Source organism: Streptomonospora wellingtoniae (assembly GCF_031845375.1).
Lineage (GTDB): Bacteria > Actinomycetota > Actinomycetes > Streptosporangiales > Streptosporangiaceae > Streptomonospora > Streptomonospora wellingtoniae.
This window is the reverse complement of record NZ_JAVREK010000010.1, coordinates 1-13,964: the sequence shown is the minus strand read 5'-3', so window position 1 is coordinate 13,964 and position 13,964 is coordinate 1. Positions and strand designations below refer to the sequence as shown.

General features: G+C 70.7%; 10 protein-coding genes. 3 read left to right on the top strand and 7 right to left on the bottom strand.

What is annotated here, in order from left to right:
- The first annotated feature begins 272 nt into the window (after window positions 1-272).
- Window positions 273-1,505 (top strand): aminotransferase-like domain-containing protein, encoded by a 1,233-nt coding sequence (locus RM446_RS11135; protein ID WP_311545297.1) that lies wholly within the window; start codon window positions 273-275, stop codon window positions 1,503-1,505.
- Window positions 1,506-1,562: 57 nt separating this feature from the next.
- Complete coding sequence (locus RM446_RS11130) at window positions 1,563-2,522, top strand: D-alanine--D-alanine ligase family protein (protein WP_311545296.1); 960 nt, start codon at window positions 1,563-1,565, stop codon at window positions 2,520-2,522.
- 141 nt (window positions 2,523-2,663) lie between these two features.
- Here the strand turns inward: RM446_RS11130 and RM446_RS11125 are convergent, their stop codons facing one another.
- The 7 genes from RM446_RS11125 to RM446_RS11095 form a co-directional block, all read right to left on the bottom strand.
- Window positions 2,664-3,701 (bottom strand): TerC family protein, encoded by a 1,038-nt coding sequence (locus tag RM446_RS11125; RefSeq protein WP_311545153.1) that lies wholly within the window; start codon window positions 3,699-3,701, stop codon window positions 2,664-2,666.
- A gap of 79 nt (window positions 3,702-3,780) precedes the next feature.
- Window positions 3,781-4,362, bottom strand: coding sequence for a hypothetical protein (locus RM446_RS11120; RefSeq protein WP_311545152.1), 582 nt, complete (start codon window positions 4,360-4,362; stop codon window positions 3,781-3,783).
- Window positions 4,362-5,987, bottom strand: coding sequence for an Nramp family divalent metal transporter (locus tag RM446_RS11115; protein ID WP_311545151.1), 1,626 nt, complete (start codon window positions 5,985-5,987; stop codon window positions 4,362-4,364). Before RM446_RS11115 ends, RM446_RS11120 begins: the two co-directional genes overlap by 1 nt.
- 220 nt (window positions 5,988-6,207) lie before the next feature.
- Window positions 6,208-8,349 (bottom strand): acetate--CoA ligase family protein, encoded by a 2,142-nt coding sequence (locus RM446_RS11110; protein WP_311545150.1) that lies wholly within the window; start codon window positions 8,347-8,349, stop codon window positions 6,208-6,210.
- A gap of 4 nt (window positions 8,350-8,353) precedes the next feature.
- Entirely contained in the window at window positions 8,354-9,583 is a 1,230-nt protein-coding gene (frc, locus tag RM446_RS11105; RefSeq protein WP_311545149.1) for a formyl-CoA transferase, read from the bottom strand.
- 16 nt (window positions 9,584-9,599) lie between these two features.
- A complete protein-coding gene (locus RM446_RS11100; RefSeq protein ID WP_311545148.1) occupies window positions 9,600-11,288 on the bottom strand; it encodes a thiamine pyrophosphate-binding protein in 1,689 nt (562 codons plus the stop codon).
- 74 nt (window positions 11,289-11,362) lie between these two features.
- On the bottom strand, window positions 11,363-12,736 hold the full coding sequence (locus RM446_RS11095; RefSeq protein ID WP_311545147.1) for an MFS transporter: 1,374 nt from the start codon (window positions 12,734-12,736) through the stop codon (window positions 11,363-11,365).
- Between the two features lie 300 nt (window positions 12,737-13,036).
- Here RM446_RS11095 and sucC point away from each other — a divergent pair.
- Window positions 13,037-13,964, top strand: a 928-nt coding sequence (gene sucC / locus RM446_RS11090; protein WP_398695003.1) for an ADP-forming succinate--CoA ligase subunit beta, incomplete at its 3' end; no start/stop codon positions are given.

Below are 13,964 nucleotides of genomic sequence, written 5' to 3'. Positions count from 1 at the left end.
CTCGGGAGGGGTCCGCGGGAGCGGCGGCGGGCCTGCATAGACTGGGCCGGGACCGGCCGTCCTCGGACACCGCGGCGGGTGGCTGTGCCTCCGGCTCGGGCTTCGGGCGAACCGGCGGCGCCGTCCGGGCGTCCTACAGGCCATAGGCAGCACCATCGTCCCCGCAGCGGAGGTGGATCGTGCAGGATCCCCGAGAGTCCCACCGGCAGCCCTCGGTCCAGGGCTCGCGCATCGACCCCTACGTCGGCAGCTACGCGGCTCGGACCAAGGGCATGGTGGCATCGGAGGTCCGCGCACTGTTCGCCGTGGCCTCGCGCCCCGAGGTCGTCTCGCTGGCGGGCGGGATGCCCAACGTCAGCGCGCTGCCGCTGGACGACATCGGCCGCATCGTGCACGAGGTCGTCGCCGAGCAGGGCGCCACCGCGCTGCAGTACGGCTCCGCCCAGGGCGACCCCGTACTGCGCGAGCACATCTGCGAGGTCATGGCCGAGGAGGAGATCGACGCCGCGGCCGACGACGTGATCGTCACCGTCGGGTCCCAGCAGGCGCTGGACCTGGTCACGCGCGTCTTCGTCGACCCCGGCGACGTGGTGCTGTGCGAGGCGCCCACCTACGTCACCGCCATCAACACCTTCGCGGCGTTCCAGGCCGACGTGCGCCACGTCGGGATGGACGGCGACGGCGTCGTCCCCGAGGCGCTCGACGAGGCGCTGACCCGTATGGCAGCCGAGGGCCGGCGGGTCAAGTTCTTCTACACGATCCCCAACTTCCACAACCCCGCCGGCGTCACCCTCTCGGCCGAGCGCCGCGACCGGGTGCTGGAGATCTGCCGGCGCCACGGCCTGCTGGTGCTGGAGGACAATCCCTACGGCCTGCTGCGCTACGACGGCGAGCCGGTGGCGCCGCTGCGGTCGAAGGCGCCCGACAACGTCATCTACCTCGGCTCGTTCTCCAAGACGCTCTCGCCGGGCTTCCGCATCGGCTGGGCGCTCGCGCCCTCGGCCGTGCGCGCCAAGCTCGTGCTCGCAGCGGAGTCGGCGATGCTCAGCCACTCCACGTTCAACCAGATGGTGGTGCGCCGCTACCTCACCACCCACGCCTGGCGCGAGCAGATCAAGGACTTCAACGAGATGTACCGGCAGCGGCGCGACGCCATGCTCGGTGCGCTGGATGCCCTCATGCCCGCAGGAACCGAGTGGACCCGCCCCGACGGCGGGTTCTTCGTGTGGCTGACCCTGCCCGAAGGGCTGGACGCCAAGGCGATGATGCCGCGCGCCGTCAACGAGCGCGTGGCCTACGTGCCCGGCACCGGCTTCTACGCCTCCGACGAGGGCCGCCGCAGCATGCGGCTGTCCTTCTGCTATCCCACGTGCGACCAGATCCGCGAGGGCGTGCGGCGGCTGGTCGGCGTCATCGAGGGCGAGACCGAACTGCGTGATACGTTCGGCGGCATGTCGCCGCCCGCGGCCGCGGGCGACGGCTCCCCGTTCCCCGACCTCCCCTGACGCCGATCCGGGACGGATCCGGTGACCCCCACAGCAGCACAGCAGGAAGGCAGGATCGTGGCCGATCTCGACCGGGTGCTCGTACTCGCGGGCGGCATGTCTCCCGAGCACGAGGTCAGCGTGCGCTCGGGCCGGCGCGTCGCAGAGTCGCTGCGCCGCCTGGGCGTGGAGGTGCAGACCGCCGACATCGACGCCGCGCTGCTCGACCGGCTGCGTACCGACCCGCCCCAGGCGGTCTTCCCGGTGCTGCACGGCGCCTCCGGCGAAGACGGGGCCACCGCCGAGGTACTTGAGCTCAGTGGGGTGCCCTACGTGGGCGCGCCGCCCTCGTCCTGCAGGATCGCCTTCGCCAAGCCGACCGCGAAGGCGCTGGTGGCCCAGCACGGCGTTGCGGTTCCGCGCGGGGTGAGTCTGCCCAAGTCGGCCTTCCACGACCTGGGTGCGCCGGCCCTGCTGGAGCGTGTGGTGGCCCGACTGGGCCTGCCGCTGTTCGTCAAGCCCGACCAAGGCGGCTCCGCTTTCGGAGCGACGCCCGTCGACTCCGTCGAGGCGCTGTCGGCCGCGATGGTCAGCTGCTTCGCCTACGGCGACCGCGCGGTGATCGAGGAGCGCATCGAGGGCACCGAGATCGCCGTGGGCGTTCTCGACCTGGGCGAGGGCGCCTTCGACCTGCCGCCGGTCGAGATCGTGCCCGACGGCGGGGTCTACGACTACGCCGCGCGCTACACCCCGGGCCGCACCGAGTTCTTCAGCCCTGCCCGGCTGTCCGCGGAGACCGCCCGCGCGGCGGCCGAGGCCGCGCTGACCGCCCACCGCGTCCTGGGCCTGCGCGACTACTCGCGCACCGACCTCATCGTCGACGGCGCGGGGCGCGTGCGGTTCCTGGAGGTCAACGTCGCCCCCGGGCTGACCGAGACCTCCACCTTCCCGCTGGCGGTCGAGGCCGCCGATCTGGACTTCTCCCGGGTCTGCCGCGACCTCGCGTTCAACGCCTTCAATCGCGGCCGGGGCGACTAGCCGCAGGGATCCAGCGGCCGGACTCGCCGGGGAGGTTGGACCCGGACAAGGCCCCCGCAGCGGCTCGCGCCGCCCGCGGGGGCCCTCTCCGTTCTCGCACGGTGGGCGATGGCGGGCTGCAGGGGAAACGCCCCGCAGGCCTCAGAGCGAAACCCGCTCGTCCAGGTCGTCGTCATCGTCGCTGGGGCCGCTGGAGGAGCCGCGCTCGGACCCCGTCTTCGCGGCCGGGCCTGCACCGGCTCGGGCGTCGCGGCGCGACTTCAGCAGGCTGAGCACCGTGGTCAGGGCCAGCGTCACCACGATCACCACCAGCGACAGCACCGTGGGGATCTCGGGTACGTGCAGGTCGGTCGTCTCGTGGATCGCGTGCAGGATCAGCTTGACTCCGATGAAGCCGAGGATCACCGACAGGCCGTAGCTGAGGTAGACCAGCTTGTCCAGCAGCCCGCCGATGAGGAAGTAGAGCTGGCGCAGGCCCATCAGCGCGAAGGCGTTCGCGGTGAATACCAGGTAGGGCTCCTGGGTGATGCCGAAGATGGCGGGGATGGAATCCAGCGCGAAGAGGATGTCGGTCATGCCGACGGCGAGCATCACCATCAGCATGGGGGTGACCAGGCGCTTGCCGTCGACGCGCGTGGTCAGCTTGTGCCCGTCGTAGGTTTCTGAGGTGGGCAGCACCCGCCGCACCATCCGCAGCGCGGCGTTCTCCTCGTACTCGTCATCCTCACCGCCGCCGGAGACCAGCTTCCAGGCGGTGTAGAGCAGGAAGGCGCCGAAGAGGTAGAAGACGCCCGCGAACGTGTTGACGGCGGCGGCGCCCGCGGCGATGAACAGGCCGCGGAAGAGCAGTGCGAGGGCGATGCCCACCAGCAGGACCCGCTGGCGGTGCTCGCGCGGAACGGCGAAGGAACCGAGGATGAGGATGAACACGAACAGGTTGTCCATGCTCATCGAGTACTCGACGATCCAGCCGGTGAAGAAGTCCACGGCCTGTCCCTCGGTGAAGAAGGAGAGGCCGATGCCGAAGGCGATCGCCAGCGAAACGTAGATGGAGACCCAGATGGCCGCCTCGCGCATCGACGGTTCGTGGGGTCTGCGCGTGATGATGAGGAAGTCGAGCGCGATGACGCCGAGCAGGACGGCGATCGTCGCTCCCCAAACCCAAGGTGCGATATCCAAGCCAGTACTCCAGAAGATTCGGTGGCGCGTCCGGGCCGGTCCCGGGCGCCGGAGGCGCCCGAGACCGGTCTACTACATCTCAGGAGGAGGCGCGTCGGCGGGCCCGCTTGGCGGCGCGCTCCTCCTTGGCGGTTGCGCGCCGCTCCTCCAGCTCGGTCGCCTGCGAGACGTAGCGCTCGACGAGGCCCGCGGCGACGCTGTTGTGGTCCTTGATGCGGACCAGCAGGTGCGGGGCGATCCGCTCGTGCAGCCACAGGAACCCGATGGCGAAGCCCATGCTGAGCATCGCCTGGAAGGCCAGGAACGACAGCAGCGGCTCGCGCAGGGCCTGGTCGTGGCCGAGCACGGCGGCGACCGCGTACTGGTCGACCAGCCGCGCCAAGGGAAAGCCGATCAGCCAGTAGAAGGCCACCGGGCCGAGCGCGCCGACCCCGAACTTCCCCAGGGCGAGCAGGACGCAGTACCCCGCCCCCAGCAGGGCCAGCGGGACTCCCAGCCCCGCGGCGATGGTCGCGATCTGCACGGCGGGAAGGCCGGCCATCGCCGCCACCCCGGCGGCGAAGACGCCGGCGACCAGCCCGACGCCCGCTCCCGGAACGGCCACCTCGGCGTACTGGAGCGCTACCGGCATGTGCCGCGCGGCGGTGACGTGGGTGCTCATCAGCTCACCACCACCCCGTACGCGAACAGCGAGTAGAACAGCATGCCGAGGTAGAACACCGCGGCGAAGGCGATGATCAGGTTGGACAGGATCCCGGGACGCACCGGTTTGGGCAGCATCAGGTTGTTGACCAGCAGCAGCGTCACACAGTAGGCGCCCATGGCGAAGGTGGACAGGAACGCCAGTGTGTCCAGGATTCCGGCGGGGCCGTCGGCGGGCCCGAACAGCAGGATGGCGATGCCGAAGCCGATGACGCCCCACAGGAAGAAGGCGTAGAGCTTGGACATGCTGAAGCGCTTGGCGCCGGGGATGAAATAGTAGGTCATGTCGGCCTGGCCGCGGGAGAACGAGTCGAACAGGCCGAGCGTGGCGTTGAGGCCGATCAGAGAGATGAACAGGAAGAAGACGGTGCCGAAGATCGGGCTTCCGGCAGCGGTGAAGGAGGCCGCCATGGCGTCGAGTGCCGCGTCGCGGTCACCGCCGCGGATGACATCGGCCACGTTGGGGTCGAAGCGCGCCGAGGCCTGGGCCAGCACGGTGAAGGAGATCGTCACCAGCATCGTGATGCCCCAGAAGAGGACGAACGCGTCGAAGGTCACCCAGCGGCGCCAGCCCTTCCACTTGGCCATCTCATCGGAGTTGTCGGTGTCGAACATGAAGCCCCGGGTGGGCATGGTCTCCTGCTCGTCGGCGTGGCGCAGGCCGCGGATGCGGGGGATGTGGGTACCCATGCCGGCGCCCTTGTCGCGCAGGTGCAGGGTGTACCACATCTGCTGCATGCCCGACGGGCCGGCGAAGGCGATCGAGCCGACGATGACGGGGAACCAGGCCGGGCTCATCGCCTCTTCGGGCATGTAGCCGAAGGCGAACATGCCGGTGATGGTGCTGGAGAGGTCGGCCAGGTTTCCCACCAGGGCGGCGACGACCGAGGTGCCCACGACGAGTACGCCGATGAGGATGGAGAGCACGTTCTCCAGGAGGTTGTAGATCACCTTGGCCAAGGTGAACACGACGCCCACCAGCAGCATGCCGGTGACCGCCGTGGCCTGCCAGGGGATGCCGCTCACCCGTTCGAAGGCCGATGCGCCCGCTGAGAGGTGGCCCGGCCATATGTAGACGAGCATCGCGGTGACGAAGAAGAACCACATCAGCGGTTTGAACACCCGCGCGGCACCGAAGAAGATGCTCTCGCCGGTGGCCATCGCATAGCGCGACATCTCCAGCATGACCACGGCCTGCAGGCTGACGCCGATGAGGAACAGCCAGCGGATCTCCGGTCCGAAGATCAGGACCAGCCGCGGCCACATGTAGGACTCGCCCATCCCCACGCCCAAGGCGACGAGGAAGACCGTCGGACCCAGCAGGTGGATGGAGGGCGGAGCTTTGGGCAGGGTGCGGATCGGCATCGGCTCCAGCCGACCCGCTTTCCAGTAGCGCTCTTCTTGCGGGGGCTCGTGGGCCTCGGCGGTGGCCGCGTCGCCGGAGCCGCCGGCTCCGTTGCCGGAGCCGCCTGCCTCGGTCGGAGCGGGGCCTCGTTGCGCAGGCACCTGTGAATCGGGCGTATCGGTGCCGGTGAGGTCATCACGGCCCAGCGGCCGGTCGGAGTTGATGTCTGAGGAGTCCATGCGTGGAGCTCTCCCTCGCTGGATCGCTGATGCGGGCTGGCTGCCCCCTCGGTAGCCCCCTGCTTCTCCCGAACCTCCTAGTCGTGGCTGGCGGGGTGATCTGCGGCTCCTGCGGCGGCGGGCCTGGCGGAGGCCGCCGCTGCGGGGTACCCGGTGGCCGCCTCGTGGCGGCTCAGCGGCCACCGGGTGTGATGCGCGTTACAAATCGAAGATCAAGTGATCAGAGTAGCCCGGCCGCGCGTGCCCAGCGATACTTCGCGCCGAGGACCTGAACGGGCTTTTCGGTGGTGTAGGGGTAGGCCACCACACCGTGTGCGAACAGGTGGGCGCTGGCTGCCTCGACCTCGGTGTCGCCCGAGAGCGAGGCCACCACGGGCTTGTCGATCCCCGCGGCGCGGGCCTGGCCCACCACGTCGGCGACCAGCTCGGCGAAGACCATCGGGGGAGTGACGATGGTGTGCCAGTAGCCCAGGATCAGCGCGTGCACCCGCGGGTCCTCCAGGCCCAGGCGGATGGTCTTCTCATAGGTGGACGGCGGCTCCCCGCCGGTGATGTCGACCGGGTTGCCCGCCGCGCCGAACGGCGGGATGAAGGCCCGGAACGACTCGTCGAGGTCGGGCGGGATCTCCATCAGCGACAGGCCGTTGTCGACCACCGCGTCGGAGAGCAGCACCCCTGAACCGCCGGCGCCGGTGATGATGACGACGTTCTCGCCGCCGGGCGTCGGCAGCACCGGCAGCGCGCGGCCGTACTCCAGCAGCTCGTTGAGCCCGGGGGCGCGCACGACGCCGGCCTGGCGCAGGATGTCGTCGTAGACCTTGTCGTCGCCCGCGAGCGCCCCGGTATGCGAGCCCGCGGCCCGCGCACCCGCCGAGGTCCGGCCCGCCTTGAGCACGACCACCGGCTTCTTGGGCACCACCTCGCGGGCGGCCTGCACGAACGCGCGGCCGTCTTTGAGGTCCTCCAGGTGCATCGCAATGGCGTTGGTGTTGTCGTCCTGGCCGAAGAACGTCAGCAGGTCGTCCTCGTCGATGTCGGCCTTGTTGCCCACGCCCACGATCGCCGAGACGCCGGTGCTGGTGCTGCGGCTGTAGCCCAGGATCGCCATGCCGATGCCGCCGGACTGGGAGGTCAGCGCGGTGCCGCCGGCGACGTCGTAGGGCGTGCAGAACGTCGCCGAGAGGTGCTCGGGCGTGTAGTAGTAGCCGTAGATGTTGGGACCCAGCAGCCGCACCCCGTGCCGGCGGGCGACCGCGAGCACCTCGTCCTGCAGCTCCTGCTCACCGGTCTCGGCGAAGCCGGAGGGGATGAGGATCGCGCCGGCGACCCCCTTGCGGCCGGCCTCCTCCAGCGCCGAGGCGACGAACTTCGCGGGGATCGCGAAGACCGCCACGTCGATGCCGTCGGGGGCGTCGGCCATGGTGGGGTAGGCCGCCCGCCCGTAGACCTCGTCGGCCTTGGGGTTGATCGGGTAGACCTGCCCGGCGTAGCCCCCGTCGACGACGTTGCGGATGACCGAGTTGCCGATCTTGCCCGGCTCATTGGACGCGCCGATGATCGCGATGGACCGCGGCTTGAAGATGCGGTTCATCGAGGCGAGGATCTCCTCGCGGGTGAACCGCGCGGGCGGCTCGGGCGGGTCGAAGTCCAGCACGAAGCGCAGGTCGGCGGCCACGCTGCCCGAGGCCGAGGCGAAGACCGGGTTCAGGTCGGCCTCGGAGATCTCGGGGAAGTCGGTGACCAGGTCCGACAGCCGGGTGATGACGTCGCCCAGGCGCTCGGTGTCCACCGCCTCGCCGCCGCGTACGCCCTTGAGCACCTCGGCGGCCTTGATGTCGCCGATCTGCGCGCGGGCCTCCTCGGCCGAGACGGGGGCCAGGCGGAAGGCGACGTCCTTGAGCACCTCCACCAGGATCCCGCCGAGGCCGAACACGACGACCTTGCCGAACGTGGGATCGGTGGTGGCGCCGATGAGGACCTCTTGGCCCCCGCCCACCATCTGCTGCACCTGGACGCCCTGGATGTCGGCGCCCGGGTTGTAGGCCCGGGCGTTGTCGACGATGCGCTGGTAGGCGGCCTTGACCTCCTCGGCCGAGGAGAGCCCGACCTCGACGCCGCCGGCGTCGGTCTTGTGCAGGATGTCGGGCGAGACGATCTTGGCGACCACGGGCAGGCCGAGCTCCACCGCCAGCGACACGGCTTCGTCGGCGCTGGTGGCCAGCGCCTCGCCGGGAATGGGGATGCCGTAGGCCTCGGCCAGCGCCTTGCCCTCGGGCGCGGTCAGCGCGGCGCGGCTCTCGGAGCGGGCCCGGTCGAGCACGGCGCGGACGGCATCGCGGTCGTAACCGGTTTCCGTTGCCATCTTCTCAGATCACTCCGTTCGATTTGAGGGCTTCGAGGTCCTCGGGGGTCAGTCCCAGCTCGTCCTGGTAGACCTGGGTGTTGTGCTCGCCGAGCAGGGGGGAGCGGCCGATGTCGGCGGGGGAGGCCGACAGCCGCATGGGCAGGCCCACCGTTTTGTAGGTGCCCCGCTTGGGGTGCTCGACCGTGGCGACGATCCCGTTCTCGTTGAGCGTGGGGTCGTCGATGATCTCCCGGGTCGACAGGATCGGCCCGCAGGGGATGTTGTGCTCGTTGAGCGCCGCGAGCACGTCCCATTTGGGCAGGTTGGAGGACCATTCCTCGATCAGCCCGAAGCACTTGTCGAGCTTGTCCAGCCGCGCCTCCGGCGTGGCCCACTCGGGGTCGGTGGCCAGCTCGGGCCTGCCGATGATGCGGGTGATGTGCTCCCAGCCGGTCGGCTGGATGATCACGTAGACGTAGTCGTTGGGGCCGCCGGGGGCGGTGCGCACTGCCCAGCCGGGCTGCCCGCCGCCCGAGGCGTTGCCCGAGCGCGGGACCTCGTCGCCGAAGTCGGAGTTGGGGTACTCGGTGAGCCGGCCGTGGGTCAGGCGCTGCTGGTCGCGCAGCTTGACCCGGCACAGGTTGAGCACCGAGTCCTGCATGGCGACCTCGACGCGCTGCCCCTCGCCGGTGCTCGTGCGCTGGTACAGCGCGGCGAGGATACCGGCGACTGTATGCATTCCGGTGCCCGAGTCGCCGATCTGCGCGCCCGTGGCCGTGGGCGGCCCGTCCTCGAAGCCCGTCGTGCTCATCGACCCGCCCATGGCCTGGGCGATGACCTCGTAGGCCTTGAAGTCGGCGTAGGCGCCCGGGCCGAACCCCTTGATGGAGGCGTAGATCAGCCCCGGGTTGGCTTCGCGCAGCACCTCCCAGGTGAAGCCCATCCGGTCCAGCGCTCCCGGTGCGAAGTTCTCCACCAGCACGTCGCTGCGCTTGACCAGGTCGAGGAATATGCGCTTGCCCTCGTCGCTCTTGGTGTTGAGCGTGATGCTGCGCTTGCTGCCGTTGAGCATCGTGAAGTAGAGGCTGTCGACGTCGGGGAGGTCGCGCAGCTGGCGGCGGGTGACGTCACCCGCGGGGGCCTCCAGCTTGACCACGTCGGCGCCCAGCCAGCCGAGGATCTGGGTCGCCGAGGGGCCCGACTGCACGTGGGTCATGTCCAGGACGCGGACCCCGTCAAGTGCCTTGCTCATGTGGATCCTCCAGCGCCTACTTGTACATGGTCTGGTTCATGGTCCCCGGCGCGTAGACCTCGGGGTCGATCCAGACGTTGATGAGCGAGGGCTTCCCGGACTCGCGGGCCCGGCGCAGCGCCGGCCCGATCTCGCCGGGCTCGCGGACCTCCTCGCCGTAGCCGCCCAGCATCGTGGCGAACTCCGAGTAGCGGATATCGCCCAGCGTGTTGCCGATCTCGCCGCGGTCGGCGCCGTACTTGGCGATCTGGCCGTAGCGGATCTGGTTCATCGAGGAGTTGTTGCCGATGATCCCGATGAAGGGCATGTCGAAGCGCACGAGCGTCTCGAAGTCCCAGCCGGTGAGGCTGAAGGCGCCGTCGCCGAAGAGCGCCACGACCTCCTTGTCGGGGCGGGCGTACTTGGTGGCCATCACGAAGGGGATGCCGACGCCCAGGGTGCCCAGCGGACCCGGGTCCAGCCAGTGCCCCGGCGCCTTGGGCTGGACGACCTGGCCGGAGAAGGTGACGACGTCGCCGCCGTCGCCGATGTAGATGGAGTCCTCGGTCAGGAAGTCGTTGATCTCGCTGACCAGGCGGTAGGGGTGGATCGGCGAGGCGTCGGAGGTCAACAGCGGCGCCCGCTTCTCCAGGGCCTTGTTCTCAGCCTGGCGCAGTTCCTCCATCCAGGTCTTGCGGCCCTGCGCCCCGTTGTCGCCGTAAGCCGAGGTCGCCTGCAGCACCGAGGAGAGGACGACGTCGGCGTCGCCGACGATGCCCAGGTCGACGTCGCGGTTCTTGCCGACCGTCGCGTAGGACAGGTCGATCTGCACCACGGTGGCGTCGGTCGAGAGCCGCTTGCCGTAGCCCATGCGGAAGTCGAAGGGGGTGCCGACGATGATGATCAGGTCGGAGTTGGAGAAGGCATGGCGGCGCGAGAGCTGGAAGTGGTGGGGGTCGCCGGGGGGCAGGGTGCCGCGGCCGCCGCCGTTCATGAACGCGGGGACGTTGAGCGTGCGGACCAGGTCGGTGGCCGACTCGGTGGCCCTGGTGGTCCACACCTGGTTGCCCAGCAGGATGCTGGGGCGCTCGGAGCGCACCAGCAGCTCGGCGAGGCGCTCGATCGCGGCGGGGTCGCCGCCCTGGCGGGTGGAGGCGCGGTAGTGGCCGGCCTTGGGTACGCGGGCCGACTCCACCGGGACCGAGGCGTCCAGGATGTCGCGCGGGATCTCCAGGAAGGACGGGCCGGGCGCGCCGTTCAGCGACTCGCGGAAGGCCATCGAGACCAGGTCTGCGACACGCTCGGTGTGCGGCACGGTCGCGGCGAATTTGGAGATGGGACCGATCATGTCGACGTGCGGAAGGTCCTGCAGCGAGCCCATCTTGTGCTGGCTGAGGGCGCCCTGGCCGCCGATCACCAGCAGGGGGCTCTCGGCGCGGTAGGCGTTGGCGATGCCGGTGACCGCGTCGGTGGTGCCGGGGCCGGCGGTGACCACTGCGCATCCGGGCTTGCCGGTGACCCGCGCGTAGCCGTCGGCGGCGTGGGCGGCCACCTGCTCGTGGCGGACATCGATGACGTCGATGCCCTCGTCGGCGCACCCGTCGTAGATGTCGATGATATGGCCGCCGCAGAGTGTGAAGATCACATCGACCCCCTCGGCCTTGAGGGCCTTGGCGACCAGGTGGCCGCCGGAGATCGTGGTGTCCCCACCCTTGTCGTCAGTCATCTGAGCACACATCTCCTTTATTGGATACTGCATACCGTATGTTTTCCATTGCTACACGACCCCCCGTTCGGTGTCTAGAGCGGAAGCGTGCGAATGGGTACCGGGCGCCGCAGGCGGGCCGCGACCGCGGCCGCACCCAGGCCCGCCAGACCGGCGGCCGCCAGGCACAGGGCTGGCCCCGCATTCGGGGCCAGCGCGACGAGGAACGCGGCGCCGCCCACGCCCAGCAGCCCGGCCAGCGCCTTGGCGCTGTAGACGAGCCCGGGGATGTCGGCGCTGTCGCGGCTGCCGAAGAAGTCGCGGGCCAGTGTGCGTGTCAGGGGATAGCAGCAGCCCCCGCCGACGCCCGCGGGTACGGCCATCAGCACCAGCACCGCGGGCGAGCCCGCCAGCGCGGCGGCGACCAGCCCGAACTGGGCCGCTCCGCCCGCGGCCAGGGCCACTACGAGGACGCGCCGCCGACCAAGGCGCTCGCCGCAGCGCCCGGCCGCCGCGCGGCCCAGTCCGCTGGAGGCCACCAGCACCGCCAGCGCCGCGGCGACGGCGGCCGGCGGCAGCCCGCGCTCGACCAGCAGCATCGGCAGCACCGCCACGTCCAGGAGAGCGGCGGCGCCGGCCAGCGCCACCACCGCGTGCAGGCCGGGTAGGGCGCCGCTGCGCCAGGCCTGGGCGGGGGAGTGGTCGTAGCAGGCGACGGGTTCGTCGCGGCGGCGCAGCGCCCAGTCCCGCGGGTCGGTCTCGGGCGGCCACCAGTGTTGCGGCGGCGTGCGCAGGCCGGCGCCCGCGGCGGCCACGACGACGGCCGTCGCGGCCCCCAGCCACGGCGCGGCGGCCAGGTGCGCGGGGTCGGCCAGGGCCAGGCCCGCGGCCAGCGGGGCGGCCCCCAGGGCGAAGCCGGCGCCTGCCCATGCGGCCGGGGCGGCCGGGCGCTCGGGGTACCAGGCCGCGACCGTGTGCACGCTGGAGTGGTAGACGAGCCCGGCGCCGAGGCCGCCGGCCAGCCCGTAGCCCGCCAGCGCCCAGGCCGGGCCGCCGTCGAAGCCCAGCGTCGCCAGCGCGGCGGCGCACAGCAGCGCTCCGATCACGATGGCACGCGCGGGAGGCAGCAGGCCGCGCTCGCGCAGGCGTGCGATCGGCCACGCGCTGCCGCCCTGGACCAGGGCCCACACGGCGAACGGCAGCAGCGCGGCCGCCGGGCTCCAGCCGTGCGCGGCCACCAGCAGGGGGATGGCGGCGCCGTAGCCGAACTGCAGGGAGCCGATGGCGGCCACCGCCGCGACCGCCCGCGCCGCCTGAACCGCGCGCCCGGTGCCGGCCAGTTCGCGGGCCGGCTGCCCGACGACGTAGCGGCGCCCGCTCCAGTCGTGCATCTCGCCGGCGCGGGGAGCGGGGACATAGGGCGACGCCAGATGGCCCGGCGGGGCTGGGGCGGGGGGCGGGTGTTTCATGGCGTACCTCACATCGACGGTGGATCGTATACAGTATGCGTCGCTGATGCGATTCTGAGAAGAGGGCGCGAAGATCTTTCGCGGATTCACAGCAGGGCCGGCCGGGTCGGCTCGTATGCGGGTCGGCCGCCGGGTGATCGGCGAAACGGAGCGGGCTGTCTCTCATGGCGGTATTGCATACTGCATACGATCTCGCGTAAGACAGATGGGGAGGGCCCCAGAAGACAGCTATGCCGAGGAGGCTCGGTGGACCTCTACGAGTACGAAGCCAAACAGCTGTTCGGCGACCACGACGTGCCCCTGGCCGAGCGCCAGCTAGCCACCTCGCCCGAGCAGGCCGAGCTCAGCGCCGCCCGGCTGGGGGGCAGAGTCGTCGTCAAGGCCCAGGTCAAGGTCGGCGGCCGCGGCAAGGCCGGCGGCGTGAAGGTCGCCGACGACCCCGAGGACGCCAGGACCAAGGCCGGGCAGATCCTCGGGATGGACATCAAGGGGCACACGGTGCACCGGGTCCTCATCGAGGAGGCCAGCGACATCGCCGAGGAGTACTACGTCTCCTTCCTGCTGGACCGGGCCAACCGCGGCTTCCTGTCGATCTGCTCCGCCGAGGGCGGCGTCGAGATCGAGGAGGTCGCCGAGAAGCGCCCCGAGGCCGTCGTGCGCACTCCCGTCGACGCCCTGGCCGGCCTGGACCGCGAGACCGCCCTCGCCATCTGCGAGAAGGCCGGCCTTCCCCAGGAGGTCCACCCGCCCACCGCGGTCGTGCTCCAGCGGCTGTGGGAGGTGGCGCGCGAGGAGGACGCCACGCTCGTCGAGGTGAATCCGCTGGTGCGCACCGCCGACAACCGCATCCTCGCGCTGGACGGCAAGGTCACCCTGGACGACAACGCCCTGGACCGCCACCCCGAGCGCTTCCCCTTCCACGACGGCGGCGCGGCCGACTCACTGGAGGCGCGGGCCAAGGAGAAGGGGTTGAACTACGTCAAGCTGGACGGGCAGGTCGGCATCATCGGCAACGGTGCCGGGCTGGTCATGTCCACCCTGGACGTGGTCTCCTACGCCGGCGAGGCCCACGGCGGGGTCCAGCCGGCCAACTTCCTCGACATCGGCGGCGGAGCCTCGGCCGAGGTCATGGCCGACGGCTTGGAGATCATCCTGGGCGATCCGGGCGTCAAGAGCGTGTTCGTGAACGTCTTCGGCGGGATCACGGCCTGCGACGCGGTGGCCAACG